Here is a 21,966-nt window from a genome sequence, read left to right as displayed (position 1 = left end):
GGTCAGAACAGGAAGTAACGCTGTGCCATGGGCAGGGTGGCGGCGGGAGCCGGCTCGATGAGGTCGCCGTCGATGCGGACCTCGAACGTGTCGGGCGCCACCTCGATCCTGGGCAGAGCGTCGTTGAGGGGCATGGAGGACTTGCCGCGCCGGCGTACGTCCGCGACCGGGACCAGCCGCCGGCGTACGGCGAGCCGGTCGGCGAGCCCCGACTCCAGGGCGAGCGGCGCGACGAAGTGGAGCGAGGTGGCGGCGGCCGTGACCGGCGAGGCGCCGAACATGGGCCGGGGCAGCACCGGCTGCGGCGTCGGAATGGAGGCGTTGGCGTCGCCCATCTGGGCCCAGGCCACCACGCCGCCCTTGAGCACCAGGTCCGGCTTGACGCCGAAGAAGGCGGGGTCCCAGAGGACGAGGTCGGCGAGCTTGCCGCGTTCGACGGAGCCGATCTCGTCATCCAGGCCGTGGGCGATAGCCGGACATATCGTATATTTCGCCACGTATCGGCGAGCCCGGAGATTGTCCGCCGGTCCCGAGCCCAGCGAGCCGCGTCGCCCCTTCATCACGTGAGCAGTCTGCCACGTACGGATGATCGTCTCCCCGATCCGCCCCATGGCCTGCGAGTCCGAGCCGATCATCGAGATCGCGCCCATGTCGTGCAGCACGTCCTCGGCGGCCATCGTCGACGGCCGGATGCGCGACTCGGCGAAGGCCAGGTCCTCCGGGATCGACGGGTTGAGGTGGTGGCACACCATGAGCATGTCGAGGTGCTCGTCGAGCGTGTTGACGGTGTGCGGCCTGGTGGGGTTGGTGGAGGAAGGCAGCACGTTGGAGTAGGCGGCGACGCGGATGATGTCGGGCGCGTGCCCGCCGCCCGCCCCTTCGGTGTGGTAGGCGTGGATCATCCGATCGCCGATGGCCTTGAGCGTCGATTCGACGAACCCGGCCTCGTTCAGGGTGTCGGTGTGGATCGTCACCTGCACGCCGGACGCGTCCGCCACGCTCAGGCACGCGTCGATGGCGGCCGGCGTGGTCCCCCAGTCCTCGTGCAGCTTGAAGCCCGAGGCCCCGGCCCTGAGCTGCTCGTTCAGCCCGTCGGAGCTGACCGTGTTGCCCTTGCCGAGCAGCGCGAAGTTCAGCGGGTAGGCGTCCAGCGACTCCAGCATCCGGCCGAGATACCAGGCCCCGGTGACGGTGGTGGCCTTGGTGCCCTCGACGGGCCCGGTGCCGCCCCCGACGATCGTGGTGACACCGGACCCGATGGCCTCGTCGAGCAGCTGCGGGCAGATCAGGTGGACGTGCGAGTCGACGGCCCCGGCGGTGAGGATCTTGCCGTTGCCGGAGAGGACCTCCGTGGACGGTCCGATGACCAGGTCCACGCCGTCCATCGTGTCGGGGTTGCCGGCCTTGCCGATGGCGTGGATGCGGCCGTCGCGGATGCCGACGTCAGCCTTGACCACGCCCCAGTGGTCGAGGATCACCACGCCGGTGATGACCAGGTCGACCGCGCCCTCGGCCCGGGTGGTCCTGGCCTGTCCCATGGATTCGCGGATCACCTTGCCGCCGCCGAAGACGGCTTCGTCGCCGGGACCGGAAGGCCCCATCGACAGGTCCTCGGTGACCTCGATGAACAGGTCGGTGTCGGCCAGCCTGATCTGGTCGCCGGTGGTGGGTCCGTAGAGGGCGGCGTAGCGGGCGCGTGAGATCTGGGCTCCGTCAGTCATCGAGCGGCCCCGCCCACTCCGGCCGCAGTCCCGGCACCACGCGGTTGCCGCCCAGTGGCACCAGCGTCACGTCCCGCTCCACGCCGGGCTCGAACCTGATGGCGGTGCCCGCGGGCACGTCCAGTCGCATCCCCCACGCCGCCTTCCTGTCGAACTCCAGCCCCGGATTGGCGGCCGCGAAGTGGTAGTGCGAGCCCACCTGAACCGGCCGGTCCGCCGTGTTGACCACCCGCACGGTCACGCGCTCGCGCCCGGGGTTGAGCGCGAGGAAGCCGTCGGGGTGGACGTACTCGCCCGGGATCACGGGATCGGCCTGTGCACGGTCACCAGCTTCGTGCCGTCCGGGAACGTGGCCTCGATCTGGACGCTCTCCAGCATCTCCGGCACCCCCTCCATGACGTCGGCCCGGCCGAGCACGGATCGTCCCGCCTCCATGAGGTCGGCCACGGTGCGCCCGTCCCTGGCGCCCTCCATGAGGAACGACGCGATGATGGCGGTAGCCTCGGGATGGTTGAGCCGCAGGCCTCTGGCCTGCCGCTCGCGCGCCACCCCGGCGGCGACGTGGATGAGCAGCCGTTCCTGCTCGTGTGAGGTAAGCCGCATGGCCGGACCATAGGAACCGGCCGTTTCCTGACTGTTGCCGGGTGATGTCGTGTTGGTTTCGCCGTGCGGCTGAGTCCCGCATATCGGATTAAGTGCATTTGTGAACGCGCGGCAATGGCGTCTTAACGCCCGGGATCTACCTGGGAAACCTCGCGGAGTCACCTTTCTGGCAGGAACGCCCGGCAGGAAGGAACCGCTGTGCGCACATATCGCGCGATCGTCTCCGCGCTCGTCCTCTTCACCCTCGCGGCCTGCGGATCCGACGCCCAACCCGCCGCACAGTCGAACGAGATCAAGGTCGGCCTGCTGCACTCGCTCAGCGGCACCATGGCCATCAGCGAGGTCACCGTCCGCGACGCCGAGATGCTCGCGATCGAGGAGATCAACAAGGCCGGAGGCGTGCTCGGCAAGAAACTCGTCCCCGTGGTCGAGGACGGAGCCTCCGACTGGCCGACGTTCGCCGAAAAGGCCACCAAACTGATCAGGCAGGACAAGGTCGCCACCGTCTTCGGCGGCTGGACCTCGGCCAGCAGGAAGGCCATGCTGCCGGTCTTCGAACGGTATAAGGCGCTGCTGTGGTATCCGGTGCAGTACGAGGGGCTGGAGAGCTCCCCGTACATCTTCTACACCGGCGCCACCACCAACCAGCAGATCATCCCCGGCCTGGACTATCTGAAGGAGCAGGGCAAGAAGAAGATCTTCCTGGTCGGCAGCGACTACGTCTTCCCGCGCACCGCCAACAAGATCATCAAGGCGTACGCGGCCGCGAACGGGATGGAGATCCTCGGCGAGGAGTACACCCCGCTCGGCCACACCGAGTACTCCACGCTGGTCAACAAGGTCACTCAGGCCAAGCCGGACGCGGTGTTCAACACTCTCAACGGCGACAGCAACGTCGCGTTCTTCAAGCAGCTCAAGAGCGCCGGCGCCACCGCCGAGAGCATGCCGGTGCTGTCGGTGAGCATCGCCGAGGAGGAGGTCACCGGCATCGGCGTGGACAACATCGTCGGCCACCCGGTCGCCTGGAACTACTACCAGACCACGCAAACCCCGGCCAACGAGGCCTTCGTCAAGGCGTTCAAGGCCAAGTACGGCGAGAAGAAGGTCACCTCCGACCCCATGGAAGCCGGCTACAACGCCGTCTACCTGTGGGCCGAGGCGGTCAAGAAGGCCGGCTCGACCGAGGTCGAGGCCGTCAAGAAGGCCGCGCCCGGCATCGCGCTCGAACGCCCCGAAGGACTGGTCACCATCGACGGCGAGAACCAGCACATGTACAAGACCGCCCGCATCGGCATCATCCAGCCCGACGGCCTGATCAAGCAGGTGTGGGACTCCGGCAAGCCGATCAAGCCGGACCCGTACCTCAAGGGTTACCCCTGGGCGTCCGGCCTGGCGGCCTCCTGATGTCAGCGTTCGCCAACCAACTGCCGATCGGGTTGTCGATCGGGGCGGTGCTGCTGCTCATCGCGCTCGGGCTGACGTTCACGTTCGGGCAGATGGGGGTGATCAACATGGCCCACGGCGAGTTCATCATGGCGGGCGCGTACACCGCGTTCCTGCTGCAGGACATGGTGCTCGCGCTGCCGGCGGCGTTCGTGGTGGCCGGGGTCATGGGGCTGATCCTGGAGCGGGGCGCCATCAGGCACTTCTACGGCCGGCCGCTGGACACCCTGCTGCTCACCTGGGGCGTGAGCCTGGTGCTGCAGCAGCTCGCCCGCGACCTGTTCGGGGCGCCGAACGTGCAGGTGCCCGCCCCCTCGTGGCTGGCGGGCGGGGTGGGCATCCTGCCGTACAACCGGCTGTTCATCATGGCCCTGGCGATCGCGGGCGTGGTCGCGGTCTGGGTCTATCTCAACAGGACCGGCCTGGGGCGGCGTACGCAGGCCGTGGTGCAGAACCGGCAGCTGGCCGCCACCAGCGGGATCGACGCCGGGCGGGTGGACATGCTGACGTTCTTCATCGGGTCCGGGCTCGCGGGCGTGGCCGGGGTGGCGCTGACGCTCATCGGGCCCGTCGGGCCGGCGCTCGGCACCTACTACATCGTCGACGCGTTCCTCGTGGTGGTCGCCGGCGGGCTCGGGCAGCTGCGCGGGGCGGTGCTCGCGGCCGCCGGGCTGGGGCTGCTGAACTCCTACGCCGAGTTCTGGTCGGACGCGTCGCTGGCGAAGGTGATCGTCTTCGCGGTCGTCATCGCGTTCCTGCAGGTACGGCCCCAGGGGATGTTCGTGCTCAGGTCGAGGGTGCTCACATGATCAAACGGAACCTGCCGTTCGCCGCCATCGCGGTGGTGGCGCTGGTCGCGGCGCCGCTGCTGCTGGAGCCGTTCCGGCTGGGGCTGCTCGCCAAATACCTGTGCTACGCGATCGTCGCGCTCGGGATCGGGCTGGCCTGGGGGAAGGGCGGCATGCTCACCCTGGGGCAGGGCGTGTTCTTCGGGCTCGGCGGCTACTCGATGGCGATGTACCTCAAGCTCACCGAGGCGGGGCCGGGCGGGCTGCCGGACTTCATGGTGTGGAGCGGGGTGGAGGACCTGCCCGCGTTGTGGCTTCCCTTCGCCAATCCCGTGTTCGCGCTCGGCATGGCGGTGGCCGGGCCGATGGCGCTCGCGGTGATCCTGGGCACGCTGGTGTTCCGGCAGCGGGTGCGCGGTGCGTACTTCGCGATCCTCACCCAGGCGCTGGCCGCCGCGCTGGTCATCCTGCTGGTCGGCCAGCAGGGGCTGACCGGCGGCACCAACGGCATGACCAACTTCTTCGACCTGTTCGGGCAGGACCTCGCTGAGGACTCCACCCAGCGCGGTCTCTACCTGGTCGTGGCGAGCGTGCTCGGGGTGCTCTACCTGGCCACCCGGCAGCTGGTGAACAGCCGGTACGGCCGGCTCCTCGTCGCGGTCAGGGACGGTGAGGACCGGGTGCGGTTCCTCGGCTACGACCCGGCCCTGGTCAAGACCGTCACCTTCGCCGTCTCAGCCGGCATGGCCGGGCTGGCGGGCGCGCTGTTCGTGCCGGTCGTCGGCATCATCTCGCCCGCGCTGCTCGGCGTGGTGCCGTCGCTGGAGCTGGTCGTCGCGGTGGCGGTCGGCGGGCGGCACGCGCTGGCCGGGGCCGTGCTCGGCGCCGTCGTCATGGGCTACGCCAAGACGGCCTTCAGCGAGCAGTTCGCCGACGGCTGGCTCTACCTGCAGGGCGCGCTGTTCATCCTGGTCATGACGCTCGCCCCGAAGGGGATCATGGGCATCCTGGGGAGGTTGCGACGTGCTCGAACTACGTGACGTGCACGTGGTGTTCGACGGCTACCGCGCGCTCGACGGCGTCGACCTCACCGTGCCCGAGGGCGAGCTGCGTTTCCTGATCGGACCCAACGGCGCCGGCAAGACCACGCTGATCGACGTGATCACCGGCCTGACGAAGCCCGCGGCGGGCGCCGTGCGGTTCGGCGGCTACGACCTCGTCGGCAAGAAGGAGCACCAGATCGTCCGGCTGGGCGTCGGCCGCACGTTCCAGACCTCTGTCGTGTTCGAGGAGCTCACCGTCCTGGAGAACCTCGACCTCGCCGCCAGCTTCCGCAAGCCGCTGTGGTCGCTGGCCAGGCGGCGCAGAGGCGTCTCCGAGGCCGTCGCGGAGGCCCTGGCCAGGACGGGACTAGAAGATCTCGCCGAGCGTTCAGCCGGCGTTCTCTCGCACGGCCAGCGCCAGTGGCTGGAGATCGGGATGCTGCTGGCGCAGCGGCCTCGGCTGCTGCTCCTGGACGAGCCGGTCGCCGGCATGTCCGGCGACGAACGCGAGCGCACCGGCAAACTGCTCACCGAGATCGCCGACGATCACACGGTGATCGTGGTGGAGCACGACATGGAGTTCCTGCGGCGGCACGCCTCGAAGGTGACCGTCCTGCACGAGGGCAAGATCCTCGTGGAGGGGTCGGTCGACCAGGTCAGCGCCGACCCGCGGGTGCAGGAGGTCTATCTGGGGAGGAGGCCCAAGGATGCTATCGGTAACCGCCCTTGAAGCAGGTTACGGCAGGGCACGCGTACTGTTCGGAGTCTCTCTGGAGGTCGATCCCGGCCGCCTCGTGTGCGTCATGGGACGCAACGGCGTGGGCAAGACCACCCTGCTCAACACCATCATGGGGGTGCTGCCCGCGACGGCGGGCACCGTCATGTTCGACGGGCGGGACGTGACCAGGCTGAAGCCGCACGAGCGGGTGCGGCTCGGCATGGGGTACGTCCCCCAGGGCCACCAGTGCTTCCCCCAGCTGTCCGTCCTGGGCAACCTCCTGGTCGCCGTGGAGGCCGCCAAGCAGCCGCAACGGGCCATCGACGAGGCACTGGACCTCTTCCCCGCACTCAAGCCCATGCTCAAACGCAGCGCCGGGCACCTGTCGGGCGGGCAGCAACAGCAGCTCGCCATGGCCCGCGCCCTGGTGACCAAGCCCAGGATGCTCATCCTCGACGAGCCGACCGAGGGCATCCAGCCGTCGATCATCCTCGAGATCGAGGCGGCCATCGAGCAACTGCACGCCTCCGGGCTGGCCGTGCTGCTCGTCGAGCAGTACCTGGACATCGCGCTGCGGCTGGCCGACCGGTTCCTCATCCTCGACGCCGGCCACGTCGTACGCACCGGGGAGGCCGAGGAGCTGCAACGCGAGGACGTCCGCCGCCTGCTGGCCGTCTAGTCGCCTTTGCCCGCCTGGTGGCTGGCGTACCCGCCGTTCAGCCCCTGTCCCGCGTCACTGACGAACGCCGCCCGCCCACGCCTGAGCCGACTGCACGATCTCCTCCAGCCGGCCGCTGTGCGCGCCGTGCCAGTAGATCTGGCCGCATGCCCGGCACCGGCCGTACACGTCGTAGTTGCGCCGCGTCCCGGCCTCCAGGAGCGGCGCGACCTCATGCTTGGCGACCGGCTCCAGCCGGCCGTTGCAGGCCGTGCAGCGCGTCCACGGGCGCAGCGGTGGGGAGAAGCGTTCGAGGAGGTCGCGTAGCTGGTCGGTGGGGCGGGAGCCGCGCACGTACGCGCCCAGCCACAGCGCGCGGCGGCGCAGCAGGCCGCGGTCCTGGGTGAGCAGCACCCGGCGCTCCTCGTTGGCCTGCGCCACGAGCGCGGGGTCGTCCCTGTCGTTGTGGTAGGCGGCGTCGATGCCGAGCAGGCGCAGCCGCCGCGCCAGCGTGCCCAGGTGCACGTCCAGCAGGAAACGCGGCTCCTCGGGCAGGGGTTGCGGCCGGGGCACCGGATGCACCTCCGCCACGTCGCCGGAGGCGAGCTGGTAGGAGGGGGACACGCCGCGGCCGGCCACGATCATCGGGCCCACTTCGGTCAGCGGGATGCCGACCGACTCCACGTGATGGCCCAGCGTGGACGTGCCGTCCGGGATCACCTCCTGCCATTCCTGGCGGCGGCTCACGGGCAGGAACATCCTCAGCTCTGGGGCGATGCGCAGGCGTGCGGTCACGAAGTCCATTCTGTGTCACCGGATAACGTGAATTCATGCTGATTAGCCGCCGGTCCCTGCTCGGGCTCGCCCTGCTGGCGGCAGGGTGCTCGGGCGGCGAGGCCCGGCCGGCCGAGCTGCGGCTGGTGACCGGGCAGTCCGGTGGGCTGTACGGGCAGCTTGGCGACCAGCTGGCCAAGGAGCTGCGGCGCGACGGGATCCCCGTGCGGGTGACGCAGACCGCCGCCAGCGTCCAGAATCTCGCCATGATGGCCGACGGGCGGGCAGACGTCGGGTTCTCGCTGGCCGACAGCGCCGACGACGCGATCCGTGTACGCCACCAGCCGGTGTCCGCGCTGGCAAGGGTGTACATGAACTACGTTCACCTGGTCGTCGGCGAGAGCTCGGGGATCGCCGAGGTCGGAGACCTGGCCGGGCGGGCGGTGTCCATCGGGGCGCCGGGATCGGGCACGGCGGTCATCGCCGCCCGGGTGGTGGCCGCCGCCGGGCTGGACGGGCCTCCGGAGATCGTCAGGCTGGAGCTGGACGCCTCCATCAGGGCGCTGCGCGGCGGCGAGATCGAGGCGTTCTTCTGGTCGGGCGGCGTGCCCACGCCCGCGCTGGCCGCGCTCGGCGACATCCGGCTGATTCCGCTGGAGGCGCTGGTGCCGGTGCTGCGGCGTCGCTTCGGGCCGGTGTACGAGCACGTGTCGGTGCCCGCGGACGCGTACGGGGCGGTGCGGCCGGTGCCGACGGTGGGTGCCCCCAGCTACCTGATGTGCCGGACGACGCTGCCGGAGGACGTGGCCTACACCGTCACCGAGACGCTGTTCCGGGCCCGTGACCGGCTCCAGGCGCCGTCGGCGCCCGGCGGGCGGCTCGACGAGCGGTACGCCATCGGCACCGGCGCCGTCCCGCTCCACCCCGGCGCCATCCGGTACTACCGCTCCGTCTATGGCTGAGCTCTAAGGCTCTGTTGGGCCCGGCAGGCGGAGCTCCACGACCAACCCGTGCGGTGCGGCGGGCAGCAGCGCCAACGTGGCCCCGCACGCCTTGGCCAGCTCGGCGGCGATGGCCAGCCCGAGGCCGCTGCCGGGCATGTTGGCGTGCGCCCCCGACCGCCAGAACCGCCCCAGCGCCTCGGCCCGCTCCTCCTCGCTCAGCCCCGGCCCGTCGTCGGCCACCCGCAGCACGCCGTCCGCCAGGGTGACGGTCACCGTCCCGCCCTTGGGCACGAACTTCTGGGCGTTGTCGAGGGCGATGTCCGCGATCCTGGCCGCCGCCTCCGGAACAACCGACATTTCCGCAACATCGGTGACCAACCGCACCCCCTTCGCCGCGTACACCTCTTCCCACGCCTCCAACCGCGGCCCCAGCTCGACGACCTTGCCGTCGAGCTCGGCGCCTGCCTCCACCCGGGCCAGCGACAGCAGATCCTCCACCAGCAGCGCCAGCCGGTCCAGCTCCGCCATGGCCTCCGCGTGCTCGGCCGCACCCTCGCCCCGCAGATGCGGCTCCAGGTTCTCCAGCCGCAGCCCGAGCACGGTGAGCGGGGTACGCAACTCATGCGAGGCGTCCGCCACGAACGCCCGCTGCCGCTCCATCGCGCCGGCGACCGCGTCGGCCATCGCGTTGAACCGCTCCTCCAGCCGCCGCAGCTCCGAGGGCCCCGCGCCGGGGTGCGCCCGCGCGTCCAGCCGGCCTTGCGCGATGGCCTGGGTGGTGCGGTCCAGCTCCGTGACCGGGCGCAGGATCCAGCGGGCCAGCCGCCTGGCCGCCAGCGCCGCGTAGGCCAGCGCGATCAGAGCGCCGACCGCCAGCCCGCCCCACACCAGCGACACCTCCAGCCTGGCCCGGTCGGTGGGCGCCTGCAGCAGCACCACGCCGGACAGTTGCGCGTCCCGGCCGGCCGGCTCGGCCAGCAGCACGCTCGGCGGGCCGAACGGGGTCATCGTGGGCAGGTCGTCGGTGGTGCGGCCGGACAACGCCAGGCGGGTCGCCTCCCGGTCGTCGGCGTCGAAGCGGCCGGCGGTGACGCGGATGGAGCCGTCGCGGTCCCGTACGCGCACGGCGGCGCCGTACAGGTCGGCGTAACGGGTGATCTCGGCGGTCAGCCCGGCGTAGTCGCCGTCCCGCGCGGCCTGGTCGGCCAGCTCCGCGAAGCGGGTGGCGTCGGCGCGGCGGTCCAGGAGCAGCCGGTTCGTCCGGTGCGAGGCGTACGCCAGCCCCAGCGGCACGGCCAGCGCCGCGATCAGGAAGACGATCAGCGTGGTGAACGTGACCACCAGCCGCGAGTTCACGTCGCCGAGCCCAGCCGGTAGCCCGTCCCGCGCAGCGTCTCCACCAGCCCCGGACGGCCCGTCTTCGAACGCAGCCCCGCCACGTGCACGTCCAGCGACCGGGACGCCGACAGCAGCGGGTCGCCCCAGACCTCGTCGAGGATCTCCTCCCTGCTGCGCACCACGCCCGGCTCCCTGGCCAGCAGCGCCAGCACGTCGAACTCCCGCCTGGTCAGCGTCACCGGCTCCCCGGCCACCGTCACCTGCCTGGACTCCAGGTCGATGCGGACGTCGCCGACGTTCACGACGTGGTCGCGCCGCGGCTGCGGCCGGGTGCCGCGCCGCACCACCGCCTCCATGCGCGCCATCAGCTCCGCCGTCCGGAACGGCTTGATCAGGTAGTCGTCCGCCCCTGACCGCAGGCCGCGCAGCACCTCACGCTCCTCGGTACGGGCCGTCACGACGATCAGCGGCACCGCCGACAACCGGCGCACGCGGCGCAGCACGTCGAGCCCATCCATGTCGGGCAGACCAAGGTCGAGCAGGACGAAATCGACGCCCCCCGCCAGGCGGAGGGCGTCGACGGCCAGCCCGGCCCGGATGACCTGATGGCCGTGCCGGGCGAGGGCCGTGATGAGCGCGGCGGCGAGCCGATCGTCGTCCTCGACCAGCAGAACTCGCATTAGCCCAGGTTAGACGCGCGCCGGCAGGGACCCCGCCGTGACCTGCTCGGCCCGCGACAGCGCGGCGTCGCGCGTTTCGCGCATGACCAGGTAGACCACGAGCGAGACCGCGGCGCAGCCGGAGACGTACCAGAAGAAGCCGGACTCGATGCCGGCGTTCTTGAACCACAGCGCCACGTACTCGGCCGTGCCGCCGAACAGCGCGTTCGCGATCGCGTACGGCAGCGCCACCCCGAGCGCGCGCACGTTCGTCGGGAACAGCTCGGCCTTCACCACGGCGTTGATCGACGTGTACCCGGTGATGATCAGCAGGCCGGTGAGGGAGAGCACGAGAGCTCCGCCGAAACCGCTCACCCCGCCCAGCGCCGTCATCAGCGGCACTGTGCCCAGCATCGACCCGATCCCGAACGTGATCAGCAGCGGCCTGCGCCCGATCCGGTCCGACAGCGCCCCCGCCAGCGGCTGCAGGCACATGAACAGGAACAACGCGCAGAAGCTCACCAGCGTGGCCGTCTCCTTGGGCAGGCCCGCGGTGTTCGACAGGTATTTCGTGAGGTAGGTCGTGTAGGTGTAGTACGCGACCGTGCCGCCCATGGTCAGGGCGATGACCAGCAGCGCCTCCTTGCGGTGCCCGAGCAGCTCGCGGATCGTGCCGCGGCTTTCACTCTTGACCTCGCGCTCCTCCTCGTCGTACGCCTCGGTCTCCAGGAGGTTGCGGCGCAGGTAGAACACGACGGCGGCGCCGAGCGCGCCGATCACGAACGGGATCCGCCAGCCGTAGGAGTCGAGCGCCTCCTTCGACATGGTGTTCTGCAGGATGATCTGCAGGCCGAGGCCGACGAGCTGGCCGGCGGTCATGGAGACATATTGGAAACTCGAGGCGAAGCCGCGGCGGCCGCGCGGGGTGGCCTCGGTGAGGTAGGTGGCGCTGGCCGCGTACTCGCCGCCGACCGACAGGCCCTGCAGGAGGCGCGCCACCACCAGCACCAGCGCGCCGAAGTAGCCGACCGTCTCGTACGTCGGCGCGATCGCGATCAGTAGCGCGCTCGCGGACATCAGCGTGACGGTGAGCGTGAGCGCCGCCTTGCGACCCTTCCTGTCGGCGTACCGGCCGAGCAGCCAGCCGCCGAGCGGGCGCATGAAGAAGCCGACGGCGAAGATCGCGGCCGTGTTGAGCAGCTTGGCGGTGTCGTCCCCCTCAGGGAAGAAGGACGCGGCGAAGTAGACGGCGAAGCTGCTGTAGACGAACCAGTCGTACCATTCGACGAGATTGCCGACAGAACCGCCGACCACGGCCTTCCACGGCACGCGTGCCTTGCTCACTCTGTACCTCCTGGGGGGAGTAGTTGCAGGTCAGAGCCTTACCCCAGAAGGTTGTTCGGACAAGGGATGCGGGGTCAGATCTAACATCCGCTTAACGTCGGTGCCTTACTGACGTAACTTCACCGCAACGGCGGGTTGGCCGATTTCGCCCTTTCGAGCGCCATCTCGCCCCACCACTCGCCCGCCTCCGGCGCCACGACGCCGCGGGCGGGGTCCTTCTCGCCGTCGGTGCCCCGCCGGCACCTGCCGCTGGACGCGCCCGCCTTGGTGATCCACAGGTAAGCGTCCACCAGGTCCTCTCCCGTGGCCGTGGTCGGGCGGTCACCGACGCCCCTGCCTGGAGGGTTGCACCACGTCTGCGGATCCTTGTAGTGCTCTGCCGGAGCCCATGTTCCCTGACCGTTCCTGGCGGTGTCGACGACGAAGTGCGGCATCGTGGGCGGGTCCACCGTGGTGGAGGACGGGCAGGTCTTGTCGCCGGTGGCCAGCCGGATGCCGATGCAGGCCGACAGGCTCTTGCCGTACGCGACGGCCCTGGCCGTGCGCTGATAGCCGGCCGTGTTGACGAAGAACCCGTCCACCTTGTCGATGCCCGCCCCGACCAGGCGCTCGGCCATGATTTCTGTGCCCGGGTAGAGATCCTGGCTGCCGTCGAGGTAGACGGCCGTGCCGGGGTTGGCCTTGAGGGTCTGAGCGGCCTTCCTGAGGTCCTGGTAGCGCTGGTCGGGGGAGCCCTGCGGGTCGCAGTCCTTCGCGCCGGAGATCTTGACCAGGCTGCCCGGCTCCAGGATCACCACGGCCTTGGCGCTCCCGATCTGGCCGGCCACACCCTTGATCCACTCCTGGTACGCGGCCAGGTCGGCCGGGGCGGCGGGCTTGCAGTCGCTCCCGGGCATGTAGTTGATCAGGAACACCGGGACGCCGCCGGCCTGCTCCGCCCCCGAGATCACCTGGTCGATCTTCGCCCTGACCTCGGGCTCGCCCAGGCGAATGGCGTAGGGGACGGCGGCCAGCTTGCGCATGAGCTCGGCGTCCTGCGGGCGCTCCTCGGCCCACTGGTCGGCCTGGCGGCTGGCGGCCGGCTCGGCGGGGGCGTAGAAGCGTACGTTGTCCTGGGCTCTGAGCGGGTGCTGGGCGGCGGCCTGAGCCGTGGCCTCGCCACGGCCCTTCTGATCCTGAACGCCGACCGCAGCGCCCTGACCGCGCCACACAAGGGCCGCCGACGTCCCGGCGACCGCCACGACCACTGCGGCAGCCACCGCCAGCAGCCTTCTCCGCCGCGCTGCGGCAGGCGTCACCGCGCTCTCCGCCGCCGCGCTCTCCGTCGCCGCGCTCTCCGTCGCCGCGCTCTCCGTCGCCGCGCTCTCCGTCGCCGCGCTCTCGGCCGCTGCGCTCTCCGCCGCGTCTGAGATCGCCTGGCCTGGGCCCGTCGCGCCAGGCGACGCCGCGTCCGTGTCCGTGTCCGCCGGCGTGGCAGGCGCGGGACCGGCGGCCGATGGCCGGGCGGTCGACGGCGGGGATGAAGCCGAGGCGCTGAGGCGGTCCAGCAGGTCCTGGGCCGTGGGGCGGTCGGCCGGAGTCTTGGCCGTGGCCGCCAGCACCAGGTCATGCAGCGGACCGGACAGACCCCGCAGGTCCGGGGGTTCGTTCAGGATGCGCAGGAGGATCGTGGGCACCGACCCGGAGCCGAATGGCGGGACGCCGCCCGCCGCGAAGCCCACCGTGCACCCCCACGAGAAGATGTCCGAGGCGGGCCCGATCCGAGCGCCCGACACGTGCTCCGGCGACATGTACGCGGGCGTCCCCACGATCATGCTGCTCATCTCCGCGTCGGCGAGCTGCGCGATGCCGAAGTCGATGACCTTGGGCCCCACCTGGGAGAGCAGCACGTTGGACGGCTTGAGATCGCGGTGCACCACCCCGGCCCCGTGGATGGCCCGTAACGCCATCGCCATGGCCGCGGCCAGCCCGTCCAACGCCGACCCCGTCAAGGGCCCCGACTCGCGGACGACGCTCTCCAGGCTGGGCCCCTCGACGTATTCGGTGACCAGATAGGCCACCTCCCCCTCGACGTCGGCGTCCAGGACGGGAGCGGTGCAGAACCTGGCGACCCGCTGAGCGGCCGCCACCTCGCGGGCGAAACGCCGCCGGAAGCCGGCGTCTGTGTCCATCCTGGCGTGGATCAGCTTGACCGCCACCCGCGTGTCGTCCGGTCCTTGACCCAGGTAGACGACGCCCATCCCGCCTTCGCCCAGCCGGCCCAGCAGAGCGTACGGCCCCACCCGGCGCGGATCCCCGTCTCTCAACGCCTCCAAGGTCATAGAAGATCAGGTTATCTCCCTCAGCGGCGGATGTTCCACGCCTACAGCGCGAGCCGCCACTCGATCCACTCGTCGAGGAACTCGAAACCCATGGCCTCGTTGATGGCGAGCATGTGGGCGTTGGAGGTGGCGTTCCAGGTGATGATCCGCTCGAGGTGCGGCTCGTGTTCGCGCAGCCACAGCAGGTTGCTGAGCTTGAGGAGCAGCCCCAGGCGATGGCCCCGGTGCTCGCGCAGCACCATCGTGTCCGCCTGGTTGCCCCAGCCGTCGGAGCGGTCGGCCTCGAGGTAGACGCGGGTGTAGCCGGCGGGAGCGCCGTCGGAGTCGCGGCGGGCGATCGTGGTGTAGCAGGTCACGCCGTTGGGGGTGATGCGCTCCTCGCGGTCGCGCAGGCGTTCGACGCTGAAGACCGCGTTCTCGAGGTCGGCGTCGCGCGGAGCGTCGTTCATGCCGTTCATCAGGAGGGCGAGGTCGGGCACCAGCTCAGGGCCGGCCGGTCCGATCCACCGTTCCAAGGAGTAGCCGTCGGCCTGGGGGAGCATGCGTTCCAGCGCGCCCCAGTCGGCCGTGCGCAGGTCGAGGGTGCGGCGTGCCTCCGCGAGGGACACCGTCATGCCGCGCGCCCGGGCGAACCGTGCGCCGACGCCGGTGCCGGGCGTCTCGGTGAGCAGCAGCCGCCTCCCATGCCCGCGCAACCGGTCCAGGGCGTGCTCGAACAGCGCCGTGCCGAGCCCGCGGGAGCGGCGCTCTGGCCGGACCACGAGCGGGAACAGCCATCCCATGTGGGTGTTGTCGAGCCTGGGCAGCGCGAGCCCGTAGCCGCCGGCCACCTTGCCGTCCTCCACCACCGCCCATGCCTCGGTCAGCTGCCCGGGCAGGTCTGTGCAGACGTCGCGGCGGAACACGGGGAGGGAGAGCAAGGGGCCGGGATCGTGGGAGTTGGCCGCCACGTACGCGTCGTGCAGACCCGCGATCAGATCCTCGTGCCGGCCTGGGTCGATGGCTTGGATCCTCATGCGGCCAGCAAAGCGCACCCGCGGCGGCCGGAGCGAATGAATTTCGATGGGCTCTCTATTGGCGGTAGTTCTCGACCTCGCCGGGCGGGCGCACGGCGGCGCCGTCGGGGTCCTCGCCCGCGCTGCGCCGGGCACGGCGCTGCCGGAGCAGGTCCCAGCACTGGTCGAGGGCCGTTTCCAGCTCCTTCATACGCGCGTGTTCCTCATCCGTCGTCACGTCGCCGGTCGTCAGCTTGTCGCGCAGCTGGTGCTCCTCGTCGACCAGAGCACTGATCTTGGTGAGTATCTCGTCGTCCCGCATGCGGATGACTCTAATTACTGCGTGATAGAACACGCCGTATGTCTGGTATCGCGCTGGTAAGGAAACCTGGCCCCCGTATTGCCGAGGGCATCGTCACCCATATCGAGCGCGAGCCGGTGGACTACGAGCGGGCCGCCGTCCAGCACGACGCCTACGTGGCCGCGCTGGCGGCCGGCGGCTGGCGGCCCGCGTACGCCAAGCCCGCGGATGACCTGCCCGACGCGCCGTTCGTGGAGGACGCGGTACTGGTGGCGGGGCGGCTGGCCGTGCTGACCCGGCCCGGTGCGGCCGAGCGGCGGCCGGAGGTGGAGTCCGTGGCGCAGGCCGTACGGGAGCTGGGCATGAAGACGGTCAGCATCGCGCCGCCCGGCACCCTCGACGGTGGCGACGTGCTGCAGGTCGGCCCCACCGTGTACGTCGGCAGGTCGACGCGCACCAACGACGCCGGCATCGGGCAGCTGACGGCCCTGCTGCCGGAGCGCCGAGTGGTGCCCGTGAACATGACCGGCGTGCTGCATCTGAAGTCGGCGGTGACGGTGCTCCCCGACGGGACGCTCATCGGCGATCCCAGGCACGTGGATCTGCCGCATATGCTGGAGCCGCCGGAGGAGTCGGGCGCGCACGTGGTGCTCCTGGGCGGCGACCGGGTCCTGATGGCCGCCTCGGCGCCCCAGACCGCCGCGATGCTCGAAAGACGCGGACTTAGTGTGACGAAGGTCGATATTTCAGAGTTTGAGAAGCTGGAAGGGTGCGTGACCTGCCTCAGCGTCCTGATCGACGGGTGATCGACGGGTGATCGGCGTCCTTCGGCGTTCTCAAGATATGAGATCCGGCCCAGCGCATCCCGAGACCTCTGGTAACGTTCATGTCATGCTGCGCGGGCTGCTTCTTAGCTGCCGCGGCGGGGGCCTCTGAGGCCGGCTCCCTCGCCGCGGAGCCAGTCGTGCGCGTCGGCCGCTTCCATTCGAAGACCGACGAGGAGCATCTGACATGACCGCCCAGCAGCCCAGTGCCATGCCGATCCATCGTTATCAGCCCTTTGAACCGATCCGGCTGACCGACCGCACCTGGCCCGACCAGGTCATCACCAAGGCGCCCCGCTGGTGCGCGGTGGACCTGCGTGACGGCAACCAGGCCCTGATCGACCCGATGGACTCCCACCGCAAGCTCAAGATGTTCGAGCTGCTGGTACGCATGGGCTACAAGGAGATCGAGGTAGGCTTCCCGGCCGCCTCGCAGACCGACTTCGACTTCATCCGGCAGATCATCGAAGAGGACCGCATCCCGGACGACGTCGTCATCCAGGTGCTGACCCAGGCCAGGCCGGAGCTGATCGAGCGCACCTTCGAGTCGATCGAGGGCGCCAAGCAGGCCATCGTCCACCTCTACAACTCGACGTCCACACTGCAGCGGCGCGTCGTGTTCGGCCAGGACAAGGACGGCATCACGGCCATCGCGGTCGAGGGCGCCAAGCTGGTCAAGAAGCTCGCCGACGCGACCGACGTGGACGTCTACTTCCAATACTCGCCGGAGTCGTTCACCGGCACCGAGCTGGAATACGCCGTCGAGGTGTGCGACGCGGTCAACGACGTGTGGCAGCCCACCCCCGACCGCAAGGTCATCATCAACCTGCCCGCCACCGTCGAGATGGCCACCCCCAACATCTACGCCGACCAGATCGAGTGGATGCACCGCCACCTCAAGCACCGCGACTCGATCGTGCTGTCACTGCACCCGCACAACGACCGCGGCACCGCCGTGGCCGCCGCCGAGCTGGGCTACATGGCCGGTGCCGACCGCATCGAGGGCTGCCTGTTCGGCAACGGCGAGCGCACCGGCAACGTCTGCCTGGTCACGCTGGGCATGAACCTGTTCTCCCAGGGCGTCGACCCCGAGATCGACTTCAGCGACATCGACGAGATCCGCCGGGTCACCGAATACTGCAACCAGCTGCCCGTGCACCCGCGCCACCCGTGGGGCGGCGAGCTGGTCTACACCGCCTTCTCCGGCTCCCACCAGGACGCCATCAAGAAGGGCTTCGAGCACCTGGAGCGCGACGCCGCGGCGGCCGGGGTGCCGGTGAACGAGTTCACGTGGGCGGTCCCATACCTGCCGATCGACCCGAAGGACATCGGGCGCACGTACGAGGCCGTGATCCGCGTCAACAGCCAGTCCGGCAAGGGCGGGGTCTCCTACATCATGAAGGCCGACCACCAGCTCGACCTGCCGCGGCGGCTGCAGATCGAGTTCTCCAAGGTCGTGCAGGCCCGCACGGACGAGCAGGGCGGCGAGGTCGGTGCGGCTGAGATGTTCGAAATCTTCCGGGACGAATACCTGCCCAACCCGGCCAACCGGTGGGGCCGCCTCAGCCTCATGGCCCACCGCCACGAGTCCACGGTGGACGACAAGGACCGCATCAGCGCCGACGTCCGCCTCGACGGGGAGATCCGCGAGGTCGAAGGCTCCGGCAACGGCCCGATCTCGGCCTTCATCGACGCCATCGCCGGGGTCGGCATCCAGGTGCGGGTGCTCGACTACGTGGAGCACGCGATGAGCGCCGGGAGCGACGCCAAGGCGGCGTCCTACCTGGAATGCGACGTCAATGGGCAGGTGCTGTGGGGCGTCGGCATCGACGCCAACACCACCACGGCGTCCCTCAAGGCCATCATCTCCGCGGTCAACCGCGCTTCCCGCTGACCTTCCTTAGTAGGTCCTTGGACTCCGGCCCCGCAATGACCTGCGGGGACGGTGCTCGGCACGCGGCCCACAAGGCCCTGCCCTGATCACTCGACCGCGCCTCGCGACCAACGGGAGGCGCGGTCGAGTTGTTTTATGTGCCGGGGGTGCAGTCGTAGAGTTCGCCGTAGCGTTTTTGGGCGATGCGCATGAGTTCGATCAGGTCCTTGATCGCATCCCTGCCTTTGGCGACCTGCGGCAGGTAGATGTCGATGAGGCGCTCTTTTCCCCCGCAGCGGAACTTCGCGCTCACTCGGTACGGCTGGTCGGCGAACGGCGCACTCCGCACGTATGCGGCCAAGCCATCACCAAGATCCTTGGGGAGTGTGACTCCGCCGTGCCTGGTGTAGACCTTACGCCTGTCGTCCATAAGGAAGTCCAAGCGCTCTCGCGACATCCCGGTGCCCTCCTGCATCCACCACACTTCGAGAGACCGAGGAGTCGTATCAGGAGCTCTGCAGTCGCCATCCTTTTCAGTGCCGTTGGTTCTCTCGCTGAGAGGCTCGATCGCACCACTGACGAGTCGAAACGCCTGCTCTGGTATGAACTTGCAGACATACGGGGCGGACTCCAGGACCGGCTGTGGAGTTGGGGCTGGTGTGGCGAGGATCTGCTGCTCGGGGGTACAGGCGGAAGCGAGCAACACGAGAGCGGTCAAAGCGACGCGCAGCTGAGAACGCCTCATTTGCCACCTTCAGTGGAGGATGGAACTTTAAGATCGAGATAGTCGTGTATCTCGCTGGTCCGGCGGAAAGTGCCGCTAAAACGATCCAGCAGGTCGTTCATTCCTCCCTCTGCGCGAGCCCACTTCAGGAACTGGCTGTATTCCTGAGGAGTCATCTGGGCAAAAGGCTTGAGCCTCGGTGGAGTACCAGTTACGAATGTCTGCTTGCGCGGGTTCAGATCGTCCAGCATGCCCTTGTTCAGCATGGCCGTAGTGAGCATTTGCTCCCCCAGTCGCTCCACCGCCAGCCGATCGTTTGCCAGCGCCGCGTGCGTCTCGTCCATGGTTCGCCCGTGCTCGAACATTCGCTGGGCGGCCTGTCTGGCGATCTCGTCGTACGCGGCTCCGGCGAACTTGTCGTACCCCTTGCCGAGCAACTCGCCGAACGCTCCTTTGGCCAGCTCTGTCACCTGCTTAGCCCCCGGCACCGGGAGCAACCCCAGGGCGCTACCTACCATGCTCTTCAGCGCCTCGTTCGCCTTCCGATCGTCCAGCCCCTGTGCGATCAGCACCTGCCTGCGGGTCTCCACGATGAAGCCGAAGGGTCTTGCTTCTGCGGCTGTACGATCCACCAGGAAATGCTGGATGTCGTCCATGTCGACTCGTCCGTCTCCGTTGCGGTCGTGCTGTTTAACGTCGGACTTTGTGAATCCGAGCCGCTCGGCATTGGAGACATTTAGACCGACCGGAGGCACGGATTCCAGTGCCGCTTTCATGTGTTCGGTCTGCGCTCTCACCAGTCCCTCGAACGCCGCGTCGTCGGCGGTGGCCAGCACGAGCGCATAGGCCATGTCCTTGGCCTCGACCTTGCCGAAGGCCGCATGGTTCAGGAGGAGCTCGGAGAGCTGCTCGATGTTGGCGGCGATTGCGCGGCCCAGTGGGTAGCCCAAGGGGGCGTAGCGATCGAAGAGATATCGGTTCTTGATCTCCAGATTTTCGGTGTCTTTGCTGAAGGCACCGCTTATTTGATCAGAGAGGGTTTTGATCATCTCGGCGGCGAGCTTCTTGGAGGTCGCGTCCTGGCCGGTCGTTGCGATCGTCAGCATGTCCCTGATCGGCTTGTAGTCGTTCAGGAAACGCGATGCGCTCCACCGGGTCGTGATCAGATAGTCGAGCACGGACTCCTTCCACCCGGCCGGCGTGTGATTCAGCAACGCCTGGGACGCCTCGCGACTGGACTTCGCCGCGTGGAACAGGTTGTCCACCACCGCTGATTGGGACTCCATACCGGGGCTCCCCGCCTGCGTTCCCGGCCTCAGCAGGGTGCCGAGGCCGAAGGCGCCGGCCAGGTCGATGATGGGGAGCTGCTTTCCCTTGACGTAACGGCCGAGCGGATCCTTGGCCGCCGCCCATTGGTCCTTGCGCTGCTCGTGCTCGTAGACGATCACGTCACGCCCGACGACCTCCATGAACTCCTTCGAGAAGGGAGGCTTCCCGTCGTGAGCACGCCAGATGAGTGCCTGGGCCTGGTAGCCGGAGTATTTCGTGTCGCCTGCCTTGTGCTCGGCCCGGCCCTCCTTCACCAGCCCCTTGAGGAAGTCGGCGCCCACGTAAGCGGGACTCCTCGGATCCGTCCCCTTGGCCAGAGCCGTGCTCAGCATGCCCAGGACCTTCTGCCCTTGTCTGGAGAGCTGGGTCACGCCCTCGGCGTCCTGACGCTTCTTGGCGTCGCGCAACTGCATGGCGATCGCCCCGGGCACCCGCGTCACGCCAAGCGCGCCCAGCGTGCGGAGGAATGACTTGACGAACTCCGGGTCGCCGGTCCGCGACGCGTATTTCTGCAGCTCAGCCAGTGCCTTACGATCGCCGTCCGCAGCCTTCAACGCGGCACGACCCGCCAGTGTCCCGTCCAGCAGCCCTTGGGCGGCCTCCAGGTTGTCAGGCACCTCCAGGAAGCTCCCCTTAGGAGTGCTCCTCCCGAAGGTGACCTTCTGCCGCTGCAGCTCGTGGACCAGTCTCTGCCGCCGCCGCAGGTCCGCGGCCTGGGTGGTGACTCGTCCGGCCAACTGTCGCAACCGCGTCGCCGGTGCGGTGTCGAGCCCGGCGCTCTTCAGCTCCCGGTGCAGAGCCTGTGCCAGCTCCTCCAGCCGACTGGCGGTCTGGGCGTGCTTGCTCGTCATCGTGTCGAATTCGGGCTGCTTGACCCCGCTGAACTCGCTCATGACTTGCCCGGAGTCGAGGCCAGCTTCTGTTTCGCGCTGTCTACGGCCTGCGCCAGCATGGCCCGTAGCTCCCGCTGGTCGGCATGAACCTGGGTGTCGAATCGGGCGCCCGTCGGTCCCACCCACGCGTCGTTCTCCATGAAGCGGCAGGCGGGATCGAGCGCCCACCAGTGCTCGTCCGACAGTCGCTGAATCCGCTGGGCAGCGGCCCGCATCGCCTCACGATCGAGCTCAGCCACGATGATCCTCCTCGTACGGCTCGCTGCACCAGAACAGATCAGGAGGCGGCGTCTCCCACGTCTTTCACACGCTAATCAACATCACGTCAACAGAACAAGCTTAAACGCAGTGAAAGGTATGGCGGGTTCGAATTTTGTTCGATAATGAACGTTTTGTCTAACTCGGGCGTGGGCTCCGGTTACCTTCAAAGAAGGAGAGCGCACGGAGTCAACGCGACTGCCTGGCCGACACACGATCTTCAGTTTCATCAGTTAGCCTCGATTCGTCAGGGGCTTGTTGACGTTCATCGAGTCCGCGGTCTTGCCCGTTATGTCCCCTGCGCGGTTGGGGCGGGCCGTCGCATGTCGCTGCGGGGGCGCCGGGTTCCACGGGCCCGGGGCTGGGCTCCTTCCTGGTCGTTGAGGTGAGGGTCCGGCGCTCAGGCGAGGGCCGG

General features: G+C 69.0%; 21 protein-coding genes. 8 read left to right on the top strand and 13 right to left on the bottom strand.

Annotated features, from left to right (window positions below):
- Nucleotides 1-2 precede the first annotated feature (2 nt).
- From Q9G87_RS47855 to Q9G87_RS47845, 3 genes are read right to left on the bottom strand one after another with little or no spacing between them, the layout of a single operon-like run.
- Nucleotides 3-1,721, bottom strand: coding sequence for an urease subunit alpha (locus Q9G87_RS47855; protein WP_305923332.1), 1,719 nt, complete (start codon nt 1,719-1,721; stop codon nt 3-5).
- A complete protein-coding gene (locus tag Q9G87_RS47850) occupies nt 1,714-2,025 on the bottom strand; it encodes an urease subunit beta (RefSeq protein ID WP_305923331.1) in 312 nt (103 codons plus the stop codon). Before Q9G87_RS47850 ends, Q9G87_RS47855 begins: the two co-directional genes overlap by 8 nt.
- Complete coding sequence (locus Q9G87_RS47845) at nt 2,022-2,324, bottom strand: urease subunit gamma (RefSeq protein ID WP_138710073.1); 303 nt, start codon at nt 2,322-2,324, stop codon at nt 2,022-2,024. Before Q9G87_RS47845 ends, Q9G87_RS47850 begins: the two co-directional genes overlap by 4 nt.
- 198 nt (nt 2,325-2,522) lie before the next feature.
- Here Q9G87_RS47845 and urtA point away from each other — a divergent pair, with 198 nt between their 5' ends.
- From urtA to urtE, 5 genes are read left to right on the top strand one after another with little or no spacing between them, the layout of a single operon-like run.
- A complete protein-coding gene (gene urtA / locus Q9G87_RS47840; RefSeq protein WP_305923330.1) occupies nt 2,523-3,728 on the top strand; it encodes an urea ABC transporter substrate-binding protein in 1,206 nt (401 codons plus the stop codon).
- Nucleotides 3,728-4,576, top strand: coding sequence for an urea ABC transporter permease subunit UrtB (urtB, locus tag Q9G87_RS47835; RefSeq protein WP_305923329.1), 849 nt, complete (start codon nt 3,728-3,730; stop codon nt 4,574-4,576). Before urtA ends, urtB begins: the two co-directional genes overlap by 1 nt.
- A complete protein-coding gene (gene urtC, locus Q9G87_RS47830; protein WP_305923328.1) occupies nt 4,573-5,595 on the top strand; it encodes an urea ABC transporter permease subunit UrtC in 1,023 nt (340 codons plus the stop codon). Before urtB ends, urtC begins: the two co-directional genes overlap by 4 nt.
- The gene (gene urtD, locus Q9G87_RS47825; protein WP_305923327.1) at nt 5,579-6,328 is read left to right on the top strand and encodes an urea ABC transporter ATP-binding protein UrtD; all 750 of its coding nucleotides are present in this window, start codon (nt 5,579-5,581) and stop codon (nt 6,326-6,328) included. Before urtC ends, urtD begins: the two co-directional genes overlap by 17 nt.
- Nucleotides 6,306-6,995, top strand: coding sequence for an urea ABC transporter ATP-binding subunit UrtE (gene urtE, locus Q9G87_RS47820; protein ID WP_305923326.1), 690 nt, complete (start codon nt 6,306-6,308; stop codon nt 6,993-6,995). The genes urtD and urtE overlap by 23 nt, the downstream gene beginning before the upstream one ends.
- Nucleotides 6,996-7,049: 54 nt before the next feature.
- Here urtE and Q9G87_RS47815 read toward each other — a convergent pair whose 3' ends face one another.
- On the bottom strand, nt 7,050-7,778 hold the full coding sequence (locus Q9G87_RS47815; RefSeq protein WP_305923325.1) for a Mut7-C RNAse domain-containing protein: 729 nt from the start codon (nt 7,776-7,778) through the stop codon (nt 7,050-7,052).
- Between the two features lie 26 nt (nt 7,779-7,804).
- Here Q9G87_RS47815 and Q9G87_RS47810 point away from each other — a divergent pair, with 26 nt between their 5' ends.
- Entirely contained in the window at nt 7,805-8,710 is a 906-nt protein-coding gene (locus Q9G87_RS47810; protein WP_305923324.1) for a TAXI family TRAP transporter solute-binding subunit, read from the top strand.
- Between the two features lie 3 nt (nt 8,711-8,713).
- On the opposite strand, the gene Q9G87_RS47805 is transcribed toward Q9G87_RS47810, so the two are convergent.
- From Q9G87_RS47805 to Q9G87_RS47780, 6 genes are all read right to left on the bottom strand, one after another.
- Complete coding sequence (locus Q9G87_RS47805) at nt 8,714-10,048, bottom strand: sensor histidine kinase (protein ID WP_305923323.1); 1,335 nt, start codon at nt 10,046-10,048, stop codon at nt 8,714-8,716.
- Nucleotides 10,045-10,710 (bottom strand): response regulator transcription factor, encoded by a 666-nt coding sequence (locus Q9G87_RS47800; RefSeq protein WP_305923322.1) that lies wholly within the window; start codon nt 10,708-10,710, stop codon nt 10,045-10,047. The genes Q9G87_RS47805 and Q9G87_RS47800 overlap by 4 nt, the downstream gene beginning before the upstream one ends.
- A gap of 9 nt (nt 10,711-10,719) precedes the next feature.
- Nucleotides 10,720-12,033 carry an MFS transporter gene (locus Q9G87_RS47795; protein ID WP_305923321.1) on the bottom strand — a complete coding sequence of 438 codons (1,314 nt, stop codon included), beginning with the start codon at nt 12,031-12,033 and terminating at the stop codon, nt 10,720-10,722.
- Between the two features lie 119 nt (nt 12,034-12,152).
- Nucleotides 12,153-14,354, bottom strand: coding sequence for a glycoside hydrolase family 6 protein (locus Q9G87_RS47790; protein WP_305923320.1), 2,202 nt, complete (start codon nt 14,352-14,354; stop codon nt 12,153-12,155).
- A gap of 41 nt (nt 14,355-14,395) precedes the next feature.
- A complete protein-coding gene (locus Q9G87_RS47785) occupies nt 14,396-15,370 on the bottom strand; it encodes a GNAT family N-acetyltransferase (RefSeq protein WP_305923319.1) in 975 nt (324 codons plus the stop codon).
- A 55-nt stretch (nt 15,371-15,425) separates the two neighbouring features.
- Nucleotides 15,426-15,671: a DUF2630 family protein gene (locus Q9G87_RS47780; protein ID WP_305923318.1), complete on the bottom strand. Its 246-nt coding sequence runs from the start codon at nt 15,669-15,671 to the stop codon at nt 15,426-15,428.
- Nucleotides 15,672-15,709: 38 nt separating this feature from the next.
- Between Q9G87_RS47780 and ddaH the strand changes: the two genes are divergently transcribed.
- Together ddaH and leuA are read left to right on the top strand one after the other, a co-directional pair.
- Nucleotides 15,710-16,456, top strand: a complete 747-nt coding sequence (gene ddaH, locus Q9G87_RS47775) for a dimethylargininase (RefSeq protein ID WP_305923317.1) — start codon at nt 15,710-15,712, stop codon at nt 16,454-16,456.
- Between the two features lie 205 nt (nt 16,457-16,661).
- Nucleotides 16,662-18,368 carry a 2-isopropylmalate synthase gene (gene leuA / locus Q9G87_RS47770; protein ID WP_305923316.1) on the top strand — a complete coding sequence of 569 codons (1,707 nt, stop codon included), beginning with the start codon at nt 16,662-16,664 and terminating at the stop codon, nt 18,366-18,368.
- Nucleotides 18,369-18,501: 133 nt separating this feature from the next.
- Here leuA and Q9G87_RS47765 read toward each other — a convergent pair whose 3' ends face one another.
- The 3 genes from Q9G87_RS47765 to Q9G87_RS47755 form a co-directional block, all read right to left on the bottom strand.
- Nucleotides 18,502-18,777 (bottom strand): hypothetical protein, encoded by a 276-nt coding sequence (locus Q9G87_RS47765; protein ID WP_305923315.1) that lies wholly within the window; start codon nt 18,775-18,777, stop codon nt 18,502-18,504.
- A gap of 311 nt (nt 18,778-19,088) precedes the next feature.
- On the bottom strand, nt 19,089-21,293 hold the full coding sequence (locus Q9G87_RS47760; protein ID WP_305923314.1) for a hypothetical protein: 2,205 nt from the start codon (nt 21,291-21,293) through the stop codon (nt 19,089-19,091).
- Entirely contained in the window at nt 21,290-21,532 is a 243-nt protein-coding gene (locus Q9G87_RS47755) for a hypothetical protein (protein ID WP_305923313.1), read from the bottom strand. Before Q9G87_RS47755 ends, Q9G87_RS47760 begins: the two co-directional genes overlap by 4 nt.
- Nucleotides 21,533-21,966: the final 434 nt, after the last annotated feature.

The sequence above is a fragment of the Nonomuraea turcica genome (genome assembly GCF_030718205.1).
GTDB lineage: Bacteria > Actinomycetota > Actinomycetes > Streptosporangiales > Streptosporangiaceae > Nonomuraea.
This window is presented reverse-complemented; position numbering and strand designations above follow the sequence as displayed.

Bases quoted from the DNA above. Each gene is read 5' to 3' on its own strand.
- Q9G87_RS47810 (WP_305923324.1), top strand. From the start codon at position 7,805: ATGCTGATTAGCCGCCGGTCCCTGCTCGGGCTCGCCCTGCTGGCGGCA.
- Q9G87_RS47760 (WP_305923314.1), bottom strand. From the start codon at position 21,293: ATGAGCGAGTTCAGCGGGGTCAAGCAGCCCGAATTCGACACGATGACG.
- Q9G87_RS47785 (WP_305923319.1), bottom strand. From the start codon at position 15,370: ATGAGGATCCAAGCCATCGACCCAGGCCGGCACGAGGATCTGATCGCG.
- Q9G87_RS47790 (WP_305923320.1), bottom strand. From the start codon at position 14,354: ATGACCTTGGAGGCGTTGAGAGACGGGGATCCGCGCCGGGTGGGGCCG.
- ddaH (WP_305923317.1), top strand. From the start codon at position 15,710: ATGTCTGGTATCGCGCTGGTAAGGAAACCTGGCCCCCGTATTGCCGAG.
- Q9G87_RS47765 (WP_305923315.1), bottom strand. From the start codon at position 18,777: ATGGACGACAGGCGTAAGGTCTACACCAGGCACGGCGGAGTCACACTC.
- Q9G87_RS47780 (WP_305923318.1), bottom strand. From the start codon at position 15,671: ATGCGGGACGACGAGATACTCACCAAGATCAGTGCTCTGGTCGACGAG.
- urtC (WP_305923328.1), top strand. From the start codon at position 4,573: ATGATCAAACGGAACCTGCCGTTCGCCGCCATCGCGGTGGTGGCGCTG.
- Q9G87_RS47800 (WP_305923322.1), bottom strand. From the start codon at position 10,710: ATGCGAGTTCTGCTGGTCGAGGACGACGATCGGCTCGCCGCCGCGCTC.
- Q9G87_RS47855 (WP_305923332.1), bottom strand. From the start codon at position 1,721: ATGACTGACGGAGCCCAGATCTCACGCGCCCGCTACGCCGCCCTCTAC.
- Q9G87_RS47815 (WP_305923325.1), bottom strand. From the start codon at position 7,778: ATGGACTTCGTGACCGCACGCCTGCGCATCGCCCCAGAGCTGAGGATG.
- urtE (WP_305923326.1), top strand. From the start codon at position 6,306: ATGCTATCGGTAACCGCCCTTGAAGCAGGTTACGGCAGGGCACGCGTA.
- urtB (WP_305923329.1), top strand. From the start codon at position 3,728: ATGTCAGCGTTCGCCAACCAACTGCCGATCGGGTTGTCGATCGGGGCG.
- leuA (WP_305923316.1), top strand. From the start codon at position 16,662: ATGACCGCCCAGCAGCCCAGTGCCATGCCGATCCATCGTTATCAGCCC.
- Q9G87_RS47845 (WP_138710073.1), bottom strand. From the start codon at position 2,324: ATGCGGCTTACCTCACACGAGCAGGAACGGCTGCTCATCCACGTCGCC.